The organism is Roseivivax marinus (assembly GCF_900109705.1).
GTDB lineage: Bacteria > Pseudomonadota > Alphaproteobacteria > Rhodobacterales > Rhodobacteraceae > Roseivivax > Roseivivax marinus.
In genome coordinates this window covers 246,960-266,196 of sequence record NZ_FOAI01000002.1, presented here as the reverse complement: position 1 = coordinate 266,196, position 19,237 = coordinate 246,960, and the positions used below count along the sequence as shown (strand labels likewise).

General features: G+C 68.4%; 18 protein-coding genes. 6 read left to right on the top strand and 12 right to left on the bottom strand.

What is annotated here, in order from left to right; all coding sequences use genetic code 11:
• Entirely contained in the window at nt 1-1,371 is a 1,371-nt protein-coding gene (locus BMX29_RS03935) for a glutamate--cysteine ligase (RefSeq protein ID WP_092810568.1), read from the top strand.
• Between the two features lie 1,111 nt (nt 1,372-2,482).
• Here the strand turns inward: BMX29_RS03935 and BMX29_RS03930 are convergent.
• The 3 genes from BMX29_RS03930 to BMX29_RS03920 form a co-directional block, all read right to left on the bottom strand.
• Nucleotides 2,483-2,986 carry an ATP-binding protein gene (locus BMX29_RS03930; protein ID WP_092810566.1) on the bottom strand — a complete coding sequence of 168 codons (504 nt, stop codon included), beginning with the start codon at nt 2,984-2,986 and terminating at the stop codon, nt 2,483-2,485.
• Between the two features lie 7 nt (nt 2,987-2,993).
• Nucleotides 2,994-3,332: an STAS domain-containing protein gene (locus BMX29_RS03925; protein ID WP_092810564.1), complete on the bottom strand. Its 339-nt coding sequence runs from the start codon at nt 3,330-3,332 to the stop codon at nt 2,994-2,996.
• 92 nt (nt 3,333-3,424) lie between these two features.
• The gene (locus tag BMX29_RS03920) at nt 3,425-4,423 is read right to left on the bottom strand and encodes a zinc-ribbon domain-containing protein (protein WP_092810562.1); all 999 of its coding nucleotides are present in this window, start codon (nt 4,421-4,423) and stop codon (nt 3,425-3,427) included.
• Nucleotides 4,424-4,622: 199 nt separating this feature from the next.
• Between BMX29_RS03920 and BMX29_RS03915 the strand changes: the two genes are divergently transcribed.
• The 4 genes from BMX29_RS03915 to BMX29_RS03900 are packed head-to-tail and all read left to right on the top strand — an operon-like array spanning nt 4,623 to nt 7,391.
• Nucleotides 4,623-5,300, top strand: a complete 678-nt coding sequence (locus BMX29_RS03915) for a cell division ATP-binding protein FtsE (RefSeq protein WP_092810785.1) — start codon at nt 4,623-4,625, stop codon at nt 5,298-5,300.
• 8 nt (nt 5,301-5,308) lie between these two features.
• Nucleotides 5,309-6,202 carry a cell division protein FtsX gene (locus BMX29_RS03910; protein WP_244889139.1) on the top strand — a complete coding sequence of 298 codons (894 nt, stop codon included), beginning with the start codon at nt 5,309-5,311 and terminating at the stop codon, nt 6,200-6,202.
• A complete protein-coding gene (locus BMX29_RS03905; protein ID WP_043843297.1) occupies nt 6,202-6,945 on the top strand; it encodes a lysophospholipid acyltransferase family protein in 744 nt (247 codons plus the stop codon). Before BMX29_RS03910 ends, BMX29_RS03905 begins: the two co-directional genes overlap by 1 nt.
• A gap of 8 nt (nt 6,946-6,953) precedes the next feature.
• Nucleotides 6,954-7,391, top strand: coding sequence for a GNAT family N-acetyltransferase (locus BMX29_RS03900; protein WP_175471113.1), 438 nt, complete (start codon nt 6,954-6,956; stop codon nt 7,389-7,391).
• An 85-nt stretch (nt 7,392-7,476) separates the two neighbouring features.
• Here BMX29_RS03900 and lpdA read toward each other — a convergent pair whose 3' ends face one another.
• The 9 genes from lpdA to sucC all read right to left on the bottom strand — a co-directional run bounded on the left by lpdA (nt 7,477) and on the right by sucC (nt 17,887).
• Nucleotides 7,477-8,865, bottom strand: a complete 1,389-nt coding sequence (gene lpdA / locus BMX29_RS03895; RefSeq protein ID WP_092810556.1) for a dihydrolipoyl dehydrogenase — start codon at nt 8,863-8,865, stop codon at nt 7,477-7,479.
• A 98-nt stretch (nt 8,866-8,963) separates the two neighbouring features.
• Nucleotides 8,964-9,359 carry an MAPEG family protein gene (locus BMX29_RS03890; RefSeq protein ID WP_092810554.1) on the bottom strand — a complete coding sequence of 132 codons (396 nt, stop codon included), beginning with the start codon at nt 9,357-9,359 and terminating at the stop codon, nt 8,964-8,966.
• A gap of 51 nt (nt 9,360-9,410) precedes the next feature.
• Nucleotides 9,411-9,992, bottom strand: coding sequence for a hypothetical protein (locus BMX29_RS03885; RefSeq protein ID WP_092810552.1), 582 nt, complete (start codon nt 9,990-9,992; stop codon nt 9,411-9,413).
• Nucleotides 9,989-10,372, bottom strand: coding sequence for a cupin domain-containing protein (locus BMX29_RS03880; protein WP_092810550.1), 384 nt, complete (start codon nt 10,370-10,372; stop codon nt 9,989-9,991). The genes BMX29_RS03885 and BMX29_RS03880 overlap by 4 nt, the downstream gene beginning before the upstream one ends.
• A gap of 106 nt (nt 10,373-10,478) precedes the next feature.
• On the bottom strand, nt 10,479-12,104 hold the full coding sequence (gene odhB, locus BMX29_RS03875; protein WP_092810548.1) for a 2-oxoglutarate dehydrogenase complex dihydrolipoyllysine-residue succinyltransferase: 1,626 nt from the start codon (nt 12,102-12,104) through the stop codon (nt 10,479-10,481).
• 4 nt (nt 12,105-12,108) lie between these two features.
• Entirely contained in the window at nt 12,109-15,084 is a 2,976-nt protein-coding gene (locus BMX29_RS03870) for a 2-oxoglutarate dehydrogenase E1 component (RefSeq protein ID WP_092810546.1), read from the bottom strand.
• 116 nt (nt 15,085-15,200) lie between these two features.
• On the bottom strand, nt 15,201-16,088 hold the full coding sequence (sucD, locus tag BMX29_RS03865; protein WP_043842830.1) for a succinate--CoA ligase subunit alpha: 888 nt from the start codon (nt 16,086-16,088) through the stop codon (nt 15,201-15,203).
• A gap of 58 nt (nt 16,089-16,146) precedes the next feature.
• On the bottom strand, nt 16,147-16,533 hold the full coding sequence (locus BMX29_RS03860; protein WP_092810544.1) for a hypothetical protein: 387 nt from the start codon (nt 16,531-16,533) through the stop codon (nt 16,147-16,149).
• 160 nt (nt 16,534-16,693) lie between these two features.
• Nucleotides 16,694-17,887: an ADP-forming succinate--CoA ligase subunit beta gene (gene sucC, locus BMX29_RS03855; protein WP_043842832.1), complete on the bottom strand. Its 1,194-nt coding sequence runs from the start codon at nt 17,885-17,887 to the stop codon at nt 16,694-16,696.
• 261 nt (nt 17,888-18,148) lie between these two features.
• On the opposite strand from sucC, the gene BMX29_RS03850 reads away from it, so the two are divergent.
• Entirely contained in the window at nt 18,149-19,216 is a 1,068-nt protein-coding gene (locus BMX29_RS03850) for a glycosyltransferase family 2 protein (RefSeq protein ID WP_175471112.1), read from the top strand.
• Nucleotides 19,217-19,237 lie beyond the last annotated feature (21 nt).

Here is a 19,237-nt window from a genome sequence, read left to right as displayed (position 1 = left end):
ATGTCCATACCACAATCCGGCGGCGGGCCGATCGAGCATCGAGACCAGCTGGCGCAATATCTCGAGAGCGGCATCAAGGCGAAGTCCGACTGGCGCATCGGCACCGAGCACGAGAAATTCGGCTACGTCAAAGAGACGCTGGAGCCGCTGCCATACGAAGGCCGCGCGTCGGTCCGGTCCGTTCTGGAGGGTCTGCGCGACCGCCACGGCTGGAGCCCGGTCGAGGAATCCGGCCACCTGATCGGCCTCGAGAAGGACGGTGCCAACGTCTCTCTGGAACCGGGCGGGCAACTCGAGCTTTCGGGCGCCCCGCTCGAGACCATCCACCAGACCTGTGACGAGGTGAACCAGCACCTGGCCGAGGTGCGCGACGTGGCCGATGCCGTGGGCGCGGGATATATCGGCCTTGGCGCCGCGCCGACCTGGTCCTTCGAGGACATGCCGATGATGCCCAAGGGGCGTTACCGGATCATGACCGACTACATGGATCGCGTCGGCACCATGGGAAAGACCATGATGTACCGGACCTGCACCGTGCAGGTGAACCTCGACTTCGGGTCCGAGGCCGACATGGTCAAGAAGATGCGCGTGGGCCTCGCGCTGCAGCCCGTGGCCACCGCCCTGTTCGCCAATTCGCCCTTCCTCGACGGCCGCGAAAACGGCCACAAGTCGTGGCGCTCGCGGGTCTGGCGCGACCTCGACGCGGACCGCACGGGTATGCTGCCCTTCGTCTTCGAGGACGGCTTCGGGTTCGAGCGCTGGGTGGACTACGCGCTCGATGTGCCGATGTACTTCGTCTACCGCGATGGCACCTACATCGACGCCACCGGCCAGTCGTTCCGCGATTTCCTCGATGGCCGCCTGCCCGCCTTGCCGGGCGAGGTGCCGACCCTGTCTGACTGGGCCGACCACCTGACCACGATCTTCCCCGAGGCGCGCGTCAAGAAGTTCATCGAGATGCGCGGCGCCGATGGCGGCCCGTGGCGCCGGCTCTGTGCGTTGCCCGCGTTCTGGGTGGGGCTGATGTACGACGACGCCGCGCTCGACGCCGCCTGGGATCTCGTGAAGGGCTGGGACGCCGCCACGCGCGAAGCGATGCGGATCGCCGCATCGGTCGACGGGCTTCAGGCGAAGGTCGCGGATATCGACATGCTGACCCTCGCGCGCGAGGCGGTGGCGCTGTCCGAGGCCGGACTCAAGCGTCGGGCCCGTGAAGGGGCGGGGGGCTTGCTCCCGGACGAGACGCACTTCCTCAACGCGCTGAAGGACAGCGTCGAGACAGGCGAAGTGCCGGCGGACGAACTCCTCGCCAAGTATCGCGGCGATTGGGACGGCGATCTGTCGCGGATCTTCGCGGAATACAGCTACTGAAGACGGGGCGGGGCTGGAAACGCCCTGCGCCCGCCCTGGTCTCCCGGGGCGCAGCCGTCCGTGCGCGGGTCCGTCGCGCCATCGATGCCGCCGCCTTATGCATCCGGATCGCCCTGAGCGCCTCTTGTCGTCTTCTCGGGAAAAAAAGACCTGACAAGCGAGACCCGGCTATTGGTGTATACGCCGGCTGATGAAGGCCGCCCATCCCCCGCAGGGCATCCGCGCGTCGTGCGACGTCTCCTGATGGCCGGTTCGCAGATGCCCGGAAGGACCGGACCCGCGGCGCCCGCATTTTCGCCGTTCCTGACGCGGAAAAACACCTGAGTGGCGAACGCGTCGGAAGTGGCCACCTGGCCGTTGTCGGCACTGACCGACGGGCGGCCCGGCATCCTGCAAGTCGGGCATCGTGGTGGCCTGACCACGGACTGCGGAGAGGCAAGACTGCCGTCGAGCGGCGTCAACGCGATGCGGATACGGTCTGATGGGGGAGTGGTAAGTCCTCGACGCCGCGCACTGGGTGGGGGCTGTTGCAACGCGACGCCGAGGGAAGCCATATGCAGCTACGAGACTGAAGATGACGGTCGTTTCGGGCGTCGCCGGGCAGTATTTGCGACCATTTTTCGGCAATGGGTGGCGTGGGTTACCCCTGAGTTGCGGGGGTGGTATGGTAGGTCTCCCTGAGGGAGAGTTCGCCGGGCGACGGCCGTTTCGTCGGCCCGGGGGGATTCGTTTTCGTGGCGCTTGAAGTTGCGGCGTCGGGACCGCGCTGTCTCCACCGGGGCGACCGCGAAGCCGATTAACGAAAGGTCGCTACGCGCGCCGCGGCTTCTTTCACCCGGCTCGGTGGCCCGGCACGCCGGATACTCCTTTGCCGGTCTTCAAGTCGCCCCTGTGGCCTTCGTTCGCATCGCTGGTCGTCCGCGCGGGCTCGATAGCAGGGAACGGTCATATGGGGCGATGCTCTCCGGCGACCATCCAGGACGCGGCGTGTCCCAGCCAAGATGCAAGCACGACGCTCGCGAAACACGTCGTGCGCCGGCCCGGCTGGCGCAAAGGACCGATCCGAGCGCCCTCCGCCCGGTCGCAGGCGAACAGCACAAGGTGGGCGATCCTACGCGACCGGGGCCGCATGGGCGGCGGCGTCGAGGTCGATCTCGAAGCGGAGACGATTCTCGGTGCCGCGGCGACGGTAGTCGAGCCGGCTGGTTAGCGCTCGGATCAGGAACCAGCCGAAGCCGCCCTCGGGAAGGTCCGCGTGGGGCACGCGCAGATCGAGGGGGCGCCCGGCCGGTGGCAGCAAGCCCGGCATCGGCGCCCCGTGGTCGAGGATCACCACCCGCATCCGCGCCTTGCGCACCAGCGCCTCGACCCTGATCGGGCCTTGGGCGGGGTGCCGGCGCAGCGCGTGTTCCACGATGTTGTTGAGCGCCTCCGCGACGGTCAGTGCGCTCATCCCCGCGGCCTCCGTCGCCACGCCGTAGGCCACGAGCCGGTCCTCCAACTCGATCACGCTGTCTCGGACCGCGGTCAGGTCCGGCGCGACCTCGAGCGCCAGCTTCAGCGGCGTGCGACGCTTTTCCGGCGGGGCGGCGGCGTTCGGGTCGAGCGGCGGCATCGGATCGTCAGTCGTCCTGCCCGGCGAGTGCCGCGTCGAGGTCGTCGTGGATGGCGAAGATCGTGTCCATGCGCGTCAGGCGGAACACCTTGTCCACATTCGGAGTGAGCGCCACGAGATCCAGCCGCCGTTCCGGGCCGAGCTGCTTCATGGCCGCGACGATCGCGCCAAGGCCGCTGGAATCCACGAAATCCACGCGGTGCAGGTCGAGAAAGACCCGGCCCGGCGCCCCCTCCGTCACGGCGCGCATGGCATCCTTGAACTGGATCGCCACGGCGGCGTCGATCCGCGCCTCGGGCACGCGCACGATCAGCGCGCCAGGATGCGCCTCGGTGGTCAGGTTCATAACGCTCCCTCCTTGTCGGAACGACCTTGGGGGACGCTAGGGCGTAAACCTTTCCATTCGGTATGCGGCGGGGCGGTTTTCGGACCGGCGGCTCAGCCTTCGGAGCCCATCGTCTCGAGCCAGACGAGCGCCGAGGTCACTTGCATGTCGAGCCAGCCGCGCAGGTCGTTCACCGCGGCGACGTAGCCCTCCAACGGCTCTGCCGCGGCCGGAAGCGCATCCGAGATGGCGGGCGCGAAGACATAGGCTGCGATCAGTGCCGCGCCGACGAGCAGCACCGTCAGGAACCCGCGGCTGAATCCACCGCGCTGGGCGGTGGCTTCTTCCTCGGCGGCCATCCGGCCCTGCGGCGTCTCGACCGGGCCGCGCTCTTCGCTCGAACGCAGGGTCTGGTTGATCTCGTCGATGTCGGGCAGCAGGTCGCGGCGCGACCCGGGCTGGCTTTCCTGCGGCGGCGTGTCCTCGGGGTCGTCGAGCACCGCTGTGCCGCCGACGGCGCCGGTGCTTGCGGCGGCCGTGCGGGCGCGATCGCGAGCCTCGACCGGCTCTCCGCGCATCCGGGCCATTCGCTCACGCGCCTGCCGTGCGCGGTGGGCCGCCTCGTCCTCGGAGGGGCTCTCGAGCCCCAGATCGGGCTGGCTTTCGAGCGATCCGGCCTCGGCGGCGCGGTGGCGGGCCTCGTACTCGGCCTCCTGCCGCAGGACCTCGGCGACATCTGGGTCAATGCGCCGGTTGTCGCGACGTGGGCGGGGCCCGGTTTCGGCCACCGGAGCGGGCGCGTCGGGTTCTTCGGGCGCCGGGTTTTCCGTGACGGGCGCCGGGGCGTCGCCGGTGCCGGCCACCGGCGCCTCCCGTTCGGGACCTTCGGCCGCGTCGGGCGCGGGCGTGGCGGCGACGGCGGCCTCGGGCGCGTCGGCATCGCTGGCCTGTTCGACGTCGTGAAGCGCGTCCTCGCTCGCGGGAGGCGCATCGGGATGTGCCTGGAACCAGACCTTGCCGCAGCTCGAACATTGCACGTCGCGCCCGTCGGCCGGAATTACCTCCACCGGCACTTCGTACTGCGCGTCGCAATTGGGGCAGATCAGCCGCATCCGAATTCGTCCCGCGTTCCTTCGCCGGTCTCCTCCGGCCCGTCGATGGACCATAAGATGCCGCCCCCATGGCGGAAAGTCCAATTGCGGCGGCCCGGGCCGATTGAATCGCGCGCGCGGCTCGGGCACAACAGGCCCGGTCGCCGAGTGGCTCGCCTCGGACCCGACCACCCCGCCAGCACCGATGGATGCCGCCCCCGTGATCAGCTTCGACAATGTGGCCTATTCCTACGGTGGCGGCGCGCTACTGACCGACATCACGCTGGACCTCGCGCCGGGCTCGTTCCACTTCCTGACCGGGCCGTCCGGGGCGGGTAAGACCACCTTCCTCAAGCTTTGCTACGCCGCGCTGACCCCCACCGCGGGCGACCTGCGCCTGTTCGAGCAGCCGGTGACCGGGCTCGATCGCGACGGGGTGGCGCACCTCAGACGACGGATCGGAGTGGTGCACCAGGATTGCCAGTTTCTCGACCACCTGAGCGTGGCCGAGAACGTCGCGCTGCCGCTGACGGTCGCCGGCATGGACGGCGCCGCCGCGCGCCGCGACCTCGACGAGCTTCTGGGCTGGGTCGGGCTTGGCCACCGCAGGGACGCGCGCCCGCCCGAGCTGTCCGGCGGCGAGCGGCAGCGCGCGGCGCTGGCCCGCGCGGTCATCGTGTCGCCAGACGCCATCCTCGCCGACGAGCCCACCGGAAACGTCGACTGGGATATGTCTCAGCGTCTGCTGACGCTGCTGCTGGAGCTGAACCGCATGGGGCGCGCGGTGATGATCGCGACCCACGACCTGAGCCTCATCCGCGCGGCGAAGTCGCAGGTGCAGGCACGGGTGCTGCGGATCGCCAACCGGCAGGTGCAGGTGGCGGGGGCGGAGCTGTGACCGGCGGCGTGGCACGTATCCTGCGGGCAGTCAGGGGCGACGCGGCCTCGGACCGGGTGGTGCCGCCGACCGGGTTCACCGTGCGCCTGACGCTTTTCACCGCGGCTGCCATGGCGTTCCTCGCGGTCTTCGCGCTGGCCCTGTCGCTTGCTGCCGGACGGTTGGCGGACCGCTGGGGCGACGAACTGGCCCGCGGCGCGACGCTGCGGATCTCGGCGCCGGCGGACCAGATGGACCGGCAGGTCGGCGCGGCGCTGCGGGTGCTCGAGACCACGCCGGGGGTGACGGACGTGCGCGCGCTCAGCGAGGCCGAGCAGCGCGAACTGCTGGCGCCGTGGTTCGGGCCCGACCTGCCGCTCGACCGTCTTCCGATCCCGCAGCTGATTGCGTTCTCGGAAACCGCCGAGGGCTACGATCCCGACGGGCTGCGCCTGCGGCTGCAGGCCGAGGTACCGGGAGCGGTTCTGGATGACCACCGCCGGTGGCGCCGGCCGCTGGTGGCCGCCGCCACGGGTCTGCGGATCCTCGGGTGGAGCGCGCTGGCGCTGATCTTCGGGGCACTCGCCGCCATGGTGACGCTGGCGGCCAACGCGGCGCTGGCGGCGAACGCGCAGGTCATCGCGGTGCTCCGGCTCGTGGGCGCGACGGATGACTACATCGCGGGCGCCTTCGTGCGGCGCTTCACCCTGCGCGCGTTATGTGGCGCGGCGGCGGGTGCGGCGATCGGGCTTGCCGCCGTCGCGCTGATGCCCGACACCGGGGACGCCGCCGGCGTGCTGACCGGGATCGGGTTCCGGGGCTGGCACTGGCTCTGGCCGCTCGCGGTTCCGGCGCTCGCCGCGCTGACCGCCCTTCTTGCCACCCGCGCCGCCGCCCGGCGCGTCCTCGGGAGCCTCGCATGATCTCACGCGCCTGGATGTGGACCCGGAGCTTCGTCTTCACCGTGCAGCTCTACGCGGTGATGGCCGTGATGGGGATCGTCTTCCTGCCCTGGGCGCTGGCCTCGCCGAAAGGCGCGCGCACCGCCTGTACGCTCTTCTGCCACTGGGCGCGGTTCAGCGTGAAGTGGATGTGCGGGATCACCACGGAAGTGCGCGGCGAGGTGCCCACCGACGAGGTGATGATCGCGGCCAAGCACCAGTCCTTTCTCGACATCCTGATGATCTTCGAGGCGGTGCCGGCCGCCAAGTTCATCATGAAGCGCGAATTGCTCTACACCCCCGTGATCGGCCAGTACGCCTATCGCATCGGCTGCGTGCCCGTGGACCGGGGCAAGCGGGGGCAGGCCATCGCCAAGATGGTGGCCGACGTTGAGAAGGGCCGTGCCGAGCCCGGTCAGCTCATCATCTATCCCCAGGGCAGCCGTATCGCCCCCGGCATCCCCGCGCCCTACAAGGTCGGCTCGATGATCCTGTTCCGCCAGCTGAAGCAGGACTGCGTGCCGGTGGCGACGAACGTCGGGCTGGTCTGGCCCCGCAGCGGCATCCTGAAGCGTCCCGGTCACGGCGTTGTCGAGTTCCTGCCGCGCATTCCGGCCGAGACGCCGCCCGAAACCTTCCTCGCGCGGCTCGAGCAGGAGGTCGAGACCGCCTCCGACGCTCTGCTCGAAGAGGGCGGGTTCAAGCGGATCGAGATCGACGCCTGAGGGGCGCGGTGCATTGCCGACAGCGAAGGGAGAGCCGATGGACGTCCGCATCCGCCCGCTCGTTCGGGACGACTCCGCCGCCGTGGGCCGGCGAGACGATCGATCTTGCGTCATGGGAGACGCGCGTCGCGCAGCTAGGGGGTTGGGTAGCCGAGCTGAACGGCGAACCCGTGGGCGTGATGACCATCGATGCGAGGGGCTATATCGACCTTGCCTTCGTGTTGCCGTCCTGCGCGGGGCGGGGGATCGGCGCGCGGCTCCTGAGCGCCTGCGCCGCGCGCGCCGCCGACCTGGGCGCCACGACGCTTTCGGCCCATGCGAGCCTTGTCGCGCGGCCGTTCTTCGAGGCGCAGGGCTGGCACGTCGAGGCCGAGGAGATCGTCGAGCGGCGCGGTGTTCCGCTGCAGCGCTTCCGGATGACGGGACCGCTGCGCACGGACCGCTGACACGCCCGCACGGTGGCGCATCGCAAGAGAAAGGGCCGGACGTCGCGCGCCCGGCCCTTCCCGAATAACTGGATCGCCGCGGCGATCACATGTGGATCGGACCGTCGCCGCAGGCCAGCGCCGCCTCGCGCACCGCCTCCGAATAAGTCGGGTGGGCATGGCAGGTCAGCGCCACGTCCTCGGCCGCAGCACCGAATTCCATCGCCACGCAAATCTCGTGGATCAGGTCGCCGGCCATCGGGCCGATGATGTGCGCGCCGAGAATGCGGTCGGTCTCCTTGTCGGCGAGGATCTTCACGAAGCCGTCCGCCGCGAAGTTCGCCTTGGCCCGGCCGTTGCCCATGAACGAGAACTTGCCGACCTTGTAGGCATGGCCGGCGTCCTTGAGCTCCTGCTCGGTCTTGCCGACCGCCGCGACCTCGGGGTGGGTGTAGATGACACTCGGGATCACGTTGTAGTTCACGTGGCCCGACTTGCCGGCGATGACCTCGGCGGCGGCCATGCCCTCGTCCTCTGCCTTGTGCGCGAGCATCGGGCCCTCGGTCGCGTCACCGATGGCATAGATGCCGTCCACGGAGGTCTTCCAGTGGCCGTCGGTCTTCACGAAGCCGCGCTCGGTGATATCGACGCCAAGCTCCTTGAGGCCCAGTCCCTCGGTGACCGGCTTGCGGCCGGTGGAGACCAGCACGACATCGGCGTCGAGCGTTTCCTCGCTGTCATCCTTCTTGAGCTTGTAGGTCACCTTGGCCTTGCCGTTCTTGACCTCGGCGCCCTGAACGGCGGCCCCCAGCACGAACTTCAGACCCTGCTTGCCGAGGATCTTCTGGAACTGCTTCTGGACTTCGGTGTCCATCGTGGGCGTGATCGTGTCGAGGTATTCCAGAACGGTGACCTCCGCGCCGAGGCGGGAATAGACCGAGCCCATCTCGAGCCCGATGACCCCCGCGCCGATCACGATCATCTTCTTCGGAATCTTCGACAGTTCGAGCGCGCCGGTGGAGGAGACGATCACCGTCTCGTCGATCTCCACGCCCTTGAGTTGCGCGACCTCCGAGCCGGTGGCGACGATGATGTTCTCGGCCTCGTGGACCTCTTCGCCGACCTTGACCTTGCCCTTTTCCGGGATCGAGCCCCAGCCCTTCAGCCAGTCGATCTTGTTCTTCTTGAAGAGGAACTCGATGCCCTTGGTGTTGGTCTCGATGGTCTCGGACTTGTAGGTGAGCATCTGGTCCCAGTCGACCGAGGGCGCTTTGCCCTTGAGGCCCATCTTGGCGAAGTTGTGCTCGGCCTCGTGCAACTGGTGGGTGGCATGCAGCAGCGCCTTGGAGGGGATGCAGCCCACGTTGAGGCAGGTGCCGCCGAGCGTCTCGCGGCCCTCGACGCAGGCGGTCTTGAGCCCGAGCTGGGCCGCGCGGATCGCGGCAACATAACCGCCGGGGCCGGAGCCGATCACGATGACGTCGTAGCTTGCCATTGGGTTGGGTCCTTTCGGTTGTGGGGCCGGGGGAGGGGCGCTGCCCCTCTTGGCCTGTCGGCCAATTCACCCCGGAGTACTTGGAACGAGAAGAAGGGTCAGAACAACGCTGCGAGCAGCAGGATCACGGTGGCGAGGAAGCCCACCGCCCAGATCAGCGAGCGACCGGGCCGCCAGCCGAAGAAGTAGGCGGGAATGTAGACGATGCGGGCGAGCAGGTAGAGCCACGCCGCGCCGGCGGTGATCGCGTTGCCCTTGTCGGCGAGGGTGACCGTGAACACCGCGATGGAGAACAGGATCAGCCCCTCGAAATGGTTTCCGAGGGCGCGTTGCAGCCGCGCGGTGCCCTTCGAGAGCCCACGCGAGGGGTCCCGGTCGCGGGCGGACATGGTGTAGCCGGGTCCGAGCTCGAGGTTCGCGGGGATCGCGAAGAGCAGGTACTGCACGACCTGCAGGAGCGCGGCGAGGACGAGGGCGGTGAGTTCCGGGGTCATTGGTCCGGTCCCTTTCGGTTCTGCGGGGCGGAGGCGGCCGTCACGGGCACGTCAGGCCGCCTCGAGCGCGTCGGCGATGAGGCGCGCCCGGGCGGCGTAGTCGAGACCGCGGCGCGAGGGGTGTATGGTGGCGACGTGGGGCACGTCGAAGTGGCGCAGGACCCGCGCGGCGTCGTCGCCGGCGGCGACCGGGCGACGGCCCATGATCTCGTGGCGGGTGACGGCCTCGAACGAGGCGCGGGCGTCGGCGGCGGGCAGCGGGTGCGAGCGCACCGGGGGCAGCAGGCAGAAGACCGGAGCCACGTAGATCGCCCCGCGGTCGAGGCCGAGGAGGTCGAGCGCGGCGTCGAGCACCCTGTTGAACGGAATCTCGGGCAGGTAGCCGCGGGTCGCAAGCCGGTCGCGGTGGCGCGCGGCGGAGGGCGCGTCGAGCCAGTCCTTGGTCATCAGCATCGGGCCGTCGAGCGCCCCGGACGTGATCTGGATCGGCGAGACCCATTCGCCGTCGAAGCCGGCCTCGGCCAGCGTCACGTAGCCCGGAAGGCGGAAGGCGCGGCGCCGCGCGACCGCGTCGCGGTAGGCGCGCGCCCGCGCACCTCCCGTATCGGTCGCATCGCGCCGCGCCGGCCTCATGCGGCGTCTCCGTAATCGTACTCGACGTCCGAGAAGCTGTCGCAGGCGAAGGTGAAAAGCATCGTGAGCGTGCCTTCGGCCTCGAACCCGTGCAGGTGCCCGGCGGGAATGAAGACGGTGTCGCCGACCGCAAGCGCGATCTCGCGGTCCTCGATGGTCACCTTGCCCGAACCGTCCAGCACGTGCACCGTCTCGGCCAGTTGGTGGCGGTGGCGGCTCTCGGTGTGGCTGTCGTAGAGGTAGAAGATGCCCTGCGCGATGCCGGTGGTCGGGCCGTAGCCGGCGTCGATCAGCAGGCGATACTTGAGGCCGCCGCGCTGGGCCTCGCCCATCACCTTCACTTCGGGGCTCTCGTTCGGGACGTGGACGGGCTGGGTCATCTCGGGATCTCCTGGTCTGGGGCGGAGCGGTCCGCTCCGGCATTGCCCGGAGAGCTAGGCGGGGGCACGGCGTTGGAAACCGCGCCCCCACGCGAGGATGGGCGGATCAGAGATCCATGAGCAGGCGGCGCGGATCCTCGAGCGCTTCCTTGACGCGCACGAGGAAGGTCACCGCGCCCTTGCCGTCGACGATGCGGTGATCGTAGCTCAGCGCGAGATACATCATCGGACGGATCTTGATCTCGCCGCCGACGACCATCGGACGTTCCTGGATCTTGTGCATCCCGAGGATACCCGATTGCGGCGGGTTCAGGATCGGCGAGGACATGAGCGAGCCGTAGACGCCGCCGTTCGAGATGGTGAACGTGCCGCCCTGCATCTCGGCCATCGAAAGCTTGCCGTCGCGGGCGCGCTTGCCCTTCTCGCCGATGGCCTTCTCGATCTCGGCGAAGGACATCGAGTCCGCGTCACGGATCACCGGAACCACGAGGCCCGTGGGCGTGCCGGTGGCGATGCCCATGTGCACGAACTTCTTGTAGACGATGTCGGTGCCGTCGATCTCGGCGTTGACCTCGGGGACCTCCTTGAGCGCGTGGCAGCAGGCCTTGGTGAAGAAGGACATGAAGCCGAGACGCACGCCGTGCTTCTTCTCGAACAGGTCCTTGTATTCCTTCCGCAGCGCCATCGTCTCGGTCATGTCCACCTCGTTGTAGGTGGTCAGCATGGCCGCGGTGTTCTGCGCGTCCTTGAGGCGCCGGGCGATGGTCTGGCGCAGGCGGGTCATCTTCACCCGTTCCTCGCGGCTCTCGTCCTCGGCGGCGACGGGCGCGCGCGGCGCCTGCTTGGGCTGCGCGTCGGACTGGGGCTGGCTCTTGGCGGCGGCCACCGCACGGTCCACGTCTTCCTTCATGGCGCGGCCGTCACGGCCGGAGCCCTGCACCTGGTCGCGCGAGACGCCCTTCTCGGCCATCGCCTTCTTGGCCGAGGGGGCATCCTCGACGTCCGAACGGCCGGGGCCGCCGTTGCCGGCGGGGGGCATGGAGTACTGCGTCTCGCCCTGCGGCGTGGCAGGCGCGTCGCCGCCGTCCTTCGGCTTGGAGGCGGCTTCGCCGGACCCGGCCTTGCCGGCGGCCGACTTGGCGATCACGGCGATCTTGGCGTCGGCCTCGACCGTGGTGCCCTCCTCGGCAACGATCTCGGCCAGCGTGCCGGCGGACGGGGCGGGCACCTCGACCGAGACCTTGTCGGTCTCGAGCTCGCAGAGCGTCTCGTCGGCCGCGACTTCGTCTCCGACCTTCTTGAACCAGGTCGAGACGGTCGCTTCGGACACGCTCTCGCCCAGGGTGGGCACCATCACGTCGACCTTCTCGCCGGTGGCGTCGCCCTGATCGCCGCCCGCATCGGCGACCTCTTCCTTGGGCGCTTCCTTGGTCTCGCCGCTGTCGGCTTCGGCCTTGGCCGCGCCGCCGCCCGAGCCGGCATCGCCGCTGCCCGAGCCGCCTTCCTCGATATTGGCGAGGAGCGCGTCGACGCCCACGGTCTCGCCTTCGCCGGCGACGATGTCGGATAGGGTGCCGGCGGCCGGGGCGGGCACCTCGACGGTGACCTTGTCGGTCTCGAGCTCGCACAGCATCTCGTCGGCCTCGACGCGGTCGCCCGGCTTCTTGAACCAGGTGGCGACCGTGGCTTCGGTCACGGATTCGCCCAGGGTGGGCACGCGCACTTCGGTCATGGGGTCACTTTCCTTCGATCGTCAGCGCTTCGTCGACAAGCGACTCTTGCTGGGCTTTGTGGGTCGAGGCCAGGCCCGTCGCGGGCGAGGCCGAGGTGGCGCGGCCGACATAGCGCGGCCGGGAGAAGGTCGCTTCGATGCGGCCGAGCACCCACTCGATATCCGACGAGATGGTCAGCCATGCGCCCTGGTTCTTGGGCTCTTCCTGACACCAGATGACCTCGGCCTCCTTGAAGCGGCCAAGTTCCTTCGCGGTCGAGATCGCCGGGAACGGATAGAACTGTTCGATCCGCATCAGGTAGACGTCGTCCAGCCCGCGCGCGTTACGCTCTTCGAGAAGGTCGTAGTAGACCTTGCCCGAGCACATCACCACGCGCCGGATCTGGTCGTCCGGCTTGAGCTTGAATTCCGAGTCCTTGTGCTCGGCATCGTCCCACAGAACACGGTGGAAGGACGATCCGTCGAGGAACATCTCGGCCTCGGAAACGCAGAGCTTATGCCGCAGCAGCGACTTCGGCGTCATCATGATGAGCGGCTTGCGGAACGAGCGATGCAGCTGCCGGCGCAGGATGTGGAAGTAGTTCGCGGGTGTCGAGCAGTTCGCCACGATCCAGTTGTCCTGACCGCACATCTGAAGGAAGCGCTCGAGCCGGGCCGAGCTGTGCTCGGGGCCCTGACCCTCGTAGCCGTGGGGCAGGAGGCACACGAGGCCCGACATCCGCAGCCACTTCGATTCACCCGACGAGATGAACTGGTCGAACATGATCTGCGCGCCGTTGGCGAAGTCGCCGAACTGCGCTTCCCACAGGGTCAGCGCGTTGGGCTCCGCCAGGCTGTAGCCGTATTCGAAGCCCAGCACCGCGTATTCGGACAACGCCGAGTCGATGGGCTCGAACCGGGCCTGACCTTCGCGAATATGGTTGAGCGGCAGGTAACGCTCCTCGGTGTCCTGATCGACAAGCGCCGAGTGCCGCTGCGAGAACGTGCCGCGCACCGAATCCTGCCCCGAGAGGCGCACCGGGTAGCCTTCGGTCAGCAGGGAGCCGAACGCCATCGCCTCGGCGGTGGCCCAGTCGAAGCCCTTGCCCGACTCGAACATCTGTTTCCGGTTGTCGAGCAGGCGGCCGACGGTCCGGTGCAGAGGCAGCTCTTCCGGCGGTGAGGTCAGCGCCTTGCCGAGATCGTCCATCGTCTGCTTGCTGATGGACGTCTTGCCGCGCTGGTATTTGCCCTTGTTCTGCTTGTCGAGGTGGGACCAGCGGCCGTCCAGCCAGTCGGCCTTGTTCGGCTTGTAGTTCTTGCCGGCCTCGAACTCCTCGTTGAGGTGCGACTGGAACGACGCCTTGAGATCCTCGACCTCGCCTTCGGGGATCAGGCCGTCCTTGACCAGCCGCTCGGTGTAGAGCGTCAGGGTCGTCTTGTGGCCCTTGATCTGCTTGTACATGAGCGGGTTCGTGAACATGGGCTCGTCGCCCTCGTTGTGGCCGAACCGGCGGTAGCAGAAGATGTCGATGACGACGTCCTTGCCGAACTTCTGGCGGAACTCGGTGGCGACCTTCGCGGCGTGGACCACGGCTTCGGGGTCGTCGCCGTTGACGTGGAAGATCGGCGCCTCGACCACCAGTGCGTTGTCGGTGGGGTAGGGCGACGAGCGCGAGAAGTGCGGCGCGGTGGTGAAGCCGATCTGGTTGTTCACCACCAGGTGGATGGTGCCGCCGGTGCGGTGGCCGCGCAGACCCGACAGCGCGAAGCACTCGGCCACGACGCCCTGGCCCGCGAAGGCCGCGTCGCCGTGCAGCAGGATCGGCAGAACCTGCGTGCGCGTCTGGTCCTTGAGCTGGTCCTGCTTGGCGCGGACCTTGCCGAGAACCACGGGGTTCACCGCCTCGAGGTGCGAGGGGTTCGCGGTCAGCGACAGGTGGATGGTGTTGCCGTCGAATTCGCGGTCGTGGCTGGCGCCGAGGTGATACTTCACGTCGCCCGAGCCGTCGACGTCGTCGGGCTTGAAGCTGCCGCCCTGGAATTCGTTGAAGATCGCGCGGTAGGGCTTGCCCATCACGTTGGCGAGCACGTTCAGGCGGCCGCGGTGCGGCATGCCGATGACGATCTCCTTCAGGCCGAGGTTGCCACCGCGCTTGATGATCTGCTCCATCGCCGGCACGAGGCTCTCACCGCCGTCGAGACCGAAACGCTTGGTGCCCGTGTACTTGACGTGCAGGAACTTCTCGAAGCCCTCGGCCTCGACCATCTTGTTGAGGATCGCCTTGCGGCCCTCGCGGGTGAACTTCACCTCCTTGCCGTAACCCTCGATCCGCTCCTTCAGCCAGGCGGACTGCTCGGGGTCGGAGATATGCATGTACTGAAGCGCGAAGGTGCCGCAGTAGGTGCGCTTGAGGACGCCGACGATCTCGCGCAGCGACGCGATCTCGAGACCGAGCACGTTGTCGATGAAGATCGGCCGGTCGAGATCCTGCTCGGTGAAACCATACGACTTCGGATCGAGCTCGGGATGCTCCTTGTCGATGTTGCGCATCCCCAGCGGGTCGAGCTGCGCGGCGAGGTGGCCGCGGATGCGGTAGGCGCGGATGATCATCAGCGCACGGATCGAATCGAGCACGGCGCGCTGGACCTGGTCGTCGGTCAGCGTGACGCCCTTGGCCTCGGCCTTGCCCTCGATCTTCTGCGCGGCGCCCTTCGCCTCGGCGGGCATCATCGGCATGGGCCATTCGCCGGTGAGCGCGGCGGTCAGGTCGTCCTCCGGCTGCGGCGGCCAGTCGGCGCGCGCCCAGGAGGGACCGCTGGCCTCCTTCTTGACCGAGACCTCGTCGTCGCCGAGGGCCTCGAAGAACGCCTGCCACGCCTCGTCGACCGCGCCCGGGTCGTTGGCGTATCGCGCGTACATCTGTTCGAGGTAGTCGGCGTTCACGCCCTGCATGAAGGATGATGCGCGAAACTGGTCGTTCGGAGATTGCTCGGTCATGGTCTCTGGTCTCCTGGTTCGCCCGGGTCCGGGCATGGACGCGCCCCGGCGGTGCGCCGGGGCCCTCCGAATGTGCATGTGCCGGACACCCGGTCAGGGTCGTCCGGCGGGGCCGGTCAGCCGTTGTCGATCGCCTTCAGGACCGCTTCGCCGAGCGAGGCGGGGCTGTCCGCCACCACGATTCCGGCGCGGTTCATGGCTTCGATCTTGTCCTCGGCGCCGCCCTTGCCGCCGGCGACGATCGCGCCCGCGTGGCCCATGCGGCGTCCCGGAGGCGCGGTGCGGCCGGCGATGAAGCCCGCGGTCGGCTTCCAGCGGCCTTTCTTCTTCTCGTCTGCGAGGAACTGGGCGGCGTCTTCCTCGGCCGAACCACCGATCTCGCCGATCATGATGATCGCCTCGGTCTCGTCATCCGCCAGGAACCATTCCAGCACGTCCAGATGCTCCGTCCCCTTGATCGGGTCGCCGCCGATGCCGACGCAGGTCGACTGGCCGAGGCCCACGTCGGTCGTCTGTTTCACGGCCTCGTAGGTAAGCGTGCCCGAGCGGGAAACAACGCCCACCTTGCCGCGCTTGTGGATGTGGCCCGGCATGATGCCGATCTTGCAGGCATCGGGCGTGATGACACCCGGGCAGTTGGGGCCGATCAGCTTGGACTTGGAGCCCTCGAGCGCGCGCTTGACCTTCATCATGTCGAGGACCGGGATGCCCTCGGTGATGCAGACGATCAGCTCCATCTCGGCATCGATCGCTTCGCAGATCGAATCGGCCGCGAAGGGCGGGGGCACGTAGATCACCGACGCGTTCGCCTCGGTCTTGGCCTTGGCCTCGTGCACGGAGTTGAACACCGGCAGGTCGAGATGCGTCTGGCCGCCTTTGCCGGGCGTGACGCCGCCGACCATGTTGGTGCCGTAGGCGATGGCCTGCTCGGTGTGGAAGGTCCCCTGCGAGCCGGTGAGGCCCTGGCAGATCACCTTGGTGTTTTCGTCGACAAGAATTGCCATTTTCGTCGTCCTTTGTCCCTCGGTCGGCGGGCCTCTGCGGGCCCGCCTGCAGGTGTCGTCAGTAGCGGGCGGAGTCGTCGTCCACGAGTTCGTCGAGCATCCGCACCGCGATGGTGGCGGCGCCCATGAGCACGAGCGAGCGCCCCAGCGTCTTGGTCAGGTTGTGCGGCGTGAACCGCGCGATGCCGTCGCGCGTTGCCCGGACCGCGTCGCGCCCGGACCGGACGTCGCGCAGCGACTTCGGCCGGCGGGACGGTTCGGGCAGGCGCAGGGTCTCGGGCTCGATGCGGCGCATCAGAAGCCCCGCGCCGATCATCGCCGCCCCCGCGAAGAGCGGGGCATAGGCGCCGAGGCCCTCGGGCAACTCGGGAAGCTCGGGCATGTCCGGCAGGTGGTCGGACACGCTGGGCAGGTTCTGAGTGGAGGAGCGGGAGAAGAGGGACATGTGAGCCTCGTTCAAAGAGATGGACGGATGACCGGGCCGGACGGCCCGGAACGCGAGCAGGTGGACAAAGCCGCGCCCTTGCGGGCACGGGGCGACGAGGGGCAAACCCCCGACACCGCCGCTTTGTTCACCGCGTTCCGCATGTCCCGGATCCCGAACCTCAGCCCTTCACTTCCTTCACGATCTTCTGTGCCCCGTCCGACAGGCTGTCGGCGGCGATCACGTTCAGACCGGAGTTGTTGATGAGCTCCTTGCCCTTCTCGACGTTGGTGCCCTCGAGGCGGACGACCAGCGGAACCTGAAGGCCGACTTCCTTGACCGCGGCGATCACGCCCTCGGCGATGACGTCGCAGCGCATGATGCCGCCGAAGATGTTCACGAGGATGCCCTTCACGTTCTTGTCGGACGTGATGATCTTGAACGCCTCTGTCACCTTCTCCTTCGTGGCGCCGCCGCCGACGTCGAGGAAGTTCGCGGGCTCGGCGCCGTAGAGCTTGATGATGTCCATCGTCGCCATGGCGAGGCCCGCGCCGTTGACCATGCAGCCGATCTCGCCGTCGAGCGCGATGTAGTTGAGGTCGTACTTGGACGCTTCGAGCTCCTTGGAGTCTTCCTCGGTCTCGTCGCGCAGTTCGGCCACGTCGGACTGGCGATAGAGCGCGTTGCCGTCGAAGCCGAGCTTGGCGTCGAGCACCTTGAGGTCACCCTTGTCGGTGACGATCAGCGGGTTGATCTCGAGCATCTCCATGTCGCGCTCGATGAACGCGTTGTAGAGGATGCCCATCAGCTTGACGCACTGCTTGACCTGCGCGCCCTCGAGGCCGAGCGAGAACGCGATGCGGCGGCCGTGGAACGCCTGGTAGCCGGTGGCCGGGTCGACGCTGAACGACAGGATCTTCTCGGGGGTCGACGCGGCGACTTCCTCGATGTCCATGCCGCCCTCGGTCGAGCAGACGAAGGACACCCGGCTGGTGACGCGATCGACCAGCAGCGCGAGGTAGAGCTCGCGCTCGATGTCCGAGCCGTCCTCGATGTAGATCCGGTTGACCTGCTTGCCGGCCGGACCGGTCTGGTGGGTCACCAGCGTCTTGCCGAGCATCTTCTTGGCTTCCTCGGCCGCTTCCTCGACCGACTTGGCGAGGCGCACGCCGCCTTTCTCACCCGCGTCCGACTCCTTGAAGGAGCCCTTGCCGCGGCCGCCGGCGTGGATCTGGGCCTTCACGACCCACATCGGTCCGTCAAGCGCGCCTGCGGCCGTCTTGGCCTCCTCGGCGCGGAGGACCACGCGGCCGTCCGACACCGGCGCGCCGTAGCTGCGCAGGAGCGCCTTTGCCTGATACTCGTGGATGTTCATGGAAATCCTGTCCCCGTATTGCTGCGGTTGGCCCGTTCTAGGCACGACTACCGGACCGACATAAAGGGTTTCTTGCCGGTGACACGGCCCGACGGGCATTTTTCGCCCTTTGTGGTCACGCGTGTGGACCTTGTGATCACAAGCCGGGCAAAGGTGGAACCGATGCGGAATCGGCCGCGGCGGGCGCTGCCGGGGGCCTTGATCGAGGCGCACGGGGCGGGCAAAGCGGGCGCAGACCTGTCCGTACACGAGGCGCCGCGCATGAAGAAACTGGATCGCACCGGGCCAGACCGCCGCCCCGAGGACGGGGTCCCGATCATCGCGCTGGCGCACAACGAGGCGAACATCCTCGGCGCGTTTCTCGACCATTACCGCGCGATCACCAGGCCCGCCTTCCTTATCGTCGATGACCGCTCGACCGACGGCACGGCCGAGATCCTGGCCGCCGCGCCGGACGTCACCGTGTTCACGCCGCGCGCGGGCTCGAACTATCGCGACGACAAGGCGCAGTGGCGGTCGGACCTGCTCGACACCTACTGTGACGGGCGCTGGTGCTTGGCCCCGGACCTGGACGAGCATTTCGTCTTCCCGGGCATGGAGGCGCGGTCTCTCGACGCCTACTGCGCCGCGCTCGAGGCCGAGGGGGCCGAGGCCGTCGCCACCTTGATGATAGACATGTATGCCGACCGGCCGCTGGCGGAACACGTCTTCGACCCTGCCGACGATCGCACCCTCACCGAGACCTTCCCGCTGTTCGATGGCCCCGCCGCGGTGCCCGCGGGCTATTTCATGCGACCCACCTCGGGGCGGGAGCGAAAGCGCTGGCCGACCCCGCCGGTGGCGTTCTCGGGCGGGCTGCGGCACCGGCTCTTCACCGACCACATGGAGGGATTGCCGGGCTGGAAGGCTGCCGCGATCGAGCGGCTGAACAGGCTGGACCGGCCGATCAACCCCGGCCCGGCCGAGCGGGCGCGCAACCTCGCGGCACGGGCGCTGACCTACCGCACGGTGCGGGCCAACGCCAACCAGACCAAGCTCGGGCTGATCCGCTGGCAGGCAGGGATGGCGTTCAACGGCGGGGCGCACAAGGTCGACCGCGCTCTGCCCGTGTCCGAGAGCATCGCGGCCTTCCTGCACTACAAGTTCACGCGCGGGCAGGCGGGTCTGGAATACACGGCGGCGCGCGGCCAGCACAACAAGGGCGCCCGGGGCATCCGCAAGATGCTGGAGCGTGGCGACGTGCTGGCCCGGTCGCCGGTCTGGCAGGGCACGCGGCGCTACGAGGGGCCGCGCTCGCTTGACGGGCTGATCCGCGACATTCCGGGCTGAACCACGCCGCACACGAAAACG

Excerpts from the sequence above, each read along its gene's own strand:
- BMX29_RS03935 (WP_092810568.1), top strand. The coding sequence starts at position 1 with ATGTCCATACCACAATCCGGCGGCGGGCCGATCGAGCATCGAGACCAG.
- BMX29_RS03930 (WP_092810566.1), bottom strand. The coding sequence starts at position 2,986 with ATGCCGCCGCTCGACCCGAACGCCGCCGCCCCGCCGGAAAAGCGTCGC.
- BMX29_RS03925 (WP_092810564.1), bottom strand. The coding sequence starts at position 3,332 with ATGAACCTGACCACCGAGGCGCATCCTGGCGCGCTGATCGTGCGCGTG.
- BMX29_RS03920 (WP_092810562.1), bottom strand. The coding sequence starts at position 4,423 with ATGCGGCTGATCTGCCCCAATTGCGACGCGCAGTACGAAGTGCCGGTG.
- lpdA (WP_092810556.1), bottom strand. The coding sequence starts at position 8,865 with ATGGCAAGCTACGACGTCATCGTGATCGGCTCCGGCCCCGGCGGTTAT.
- BMX29_RS03890 (WP_092810554.1), bottom strand. The coding sequence starts at position 9,359 with ATGACCCCGGAACTCACCGCCCTCGTCCTCGCCGCGCTCCTGCAGGTC.
- BMX29_RS03885 (WP_092810552.1), bottom strand. The coding sequence starts at position 9,992 with ATGAGGCCGGCGCGGCGCGATGCGACCGATACGGGAGGTGCGCGGGCG.
- BMX29_RS03880 (WP_092810550.1), bottom strand. The coding sequence starts at position 10,372 with ATGACCCAGCCCGTCCACGTCCCGAACGAGAGCCCCGAAGTGAAGGTG.
- odhB (WP_092810548.1), bottom strand. The coding sequence starts at position 12,104 with ATGACCGAAGTGCGCGTGCCCACCCTGGGCGAATCCGTGACCGAAGCC.
- BMX29_RS03870 (WP_092810546.1), bottom strand. The coding sequence starts at position 15,084 with ATGACCGAGCAATCTCCGAACGACCAGTTTCGCGCATCATCCTTCATG.
- sucD (WP_043842830.1), bottom strand. The coding sequence starts at position 16,088 with ATGGCAATTCTTGTCGACGAAAACACCAAGGTGATCTGCCAGGGCCTC.
- BMX29_RS03860 (WP_092810544.1), bottom strand. The coding sequence starts at position 16,533 with ATGTCCCTCTTCTCCCGCTCCTCCACTCAGAACCTGCCCAGCGTGTCC.
- sucC (WP_043842832.1), bottom strand. The coding sequence starts at position 17,887 with ATGAACATCCACGAGTATCAGGCAAAGGCGCTCCTGCGCAGCTACGGC.
- BMX29_RS03850 (WP_175471112.1), top strand. The coding sequence starts at position 18,149 with ATGAAGAAACTGGATCGCACCGGGCCAGACCGCCGCCCCGAGGACGGG.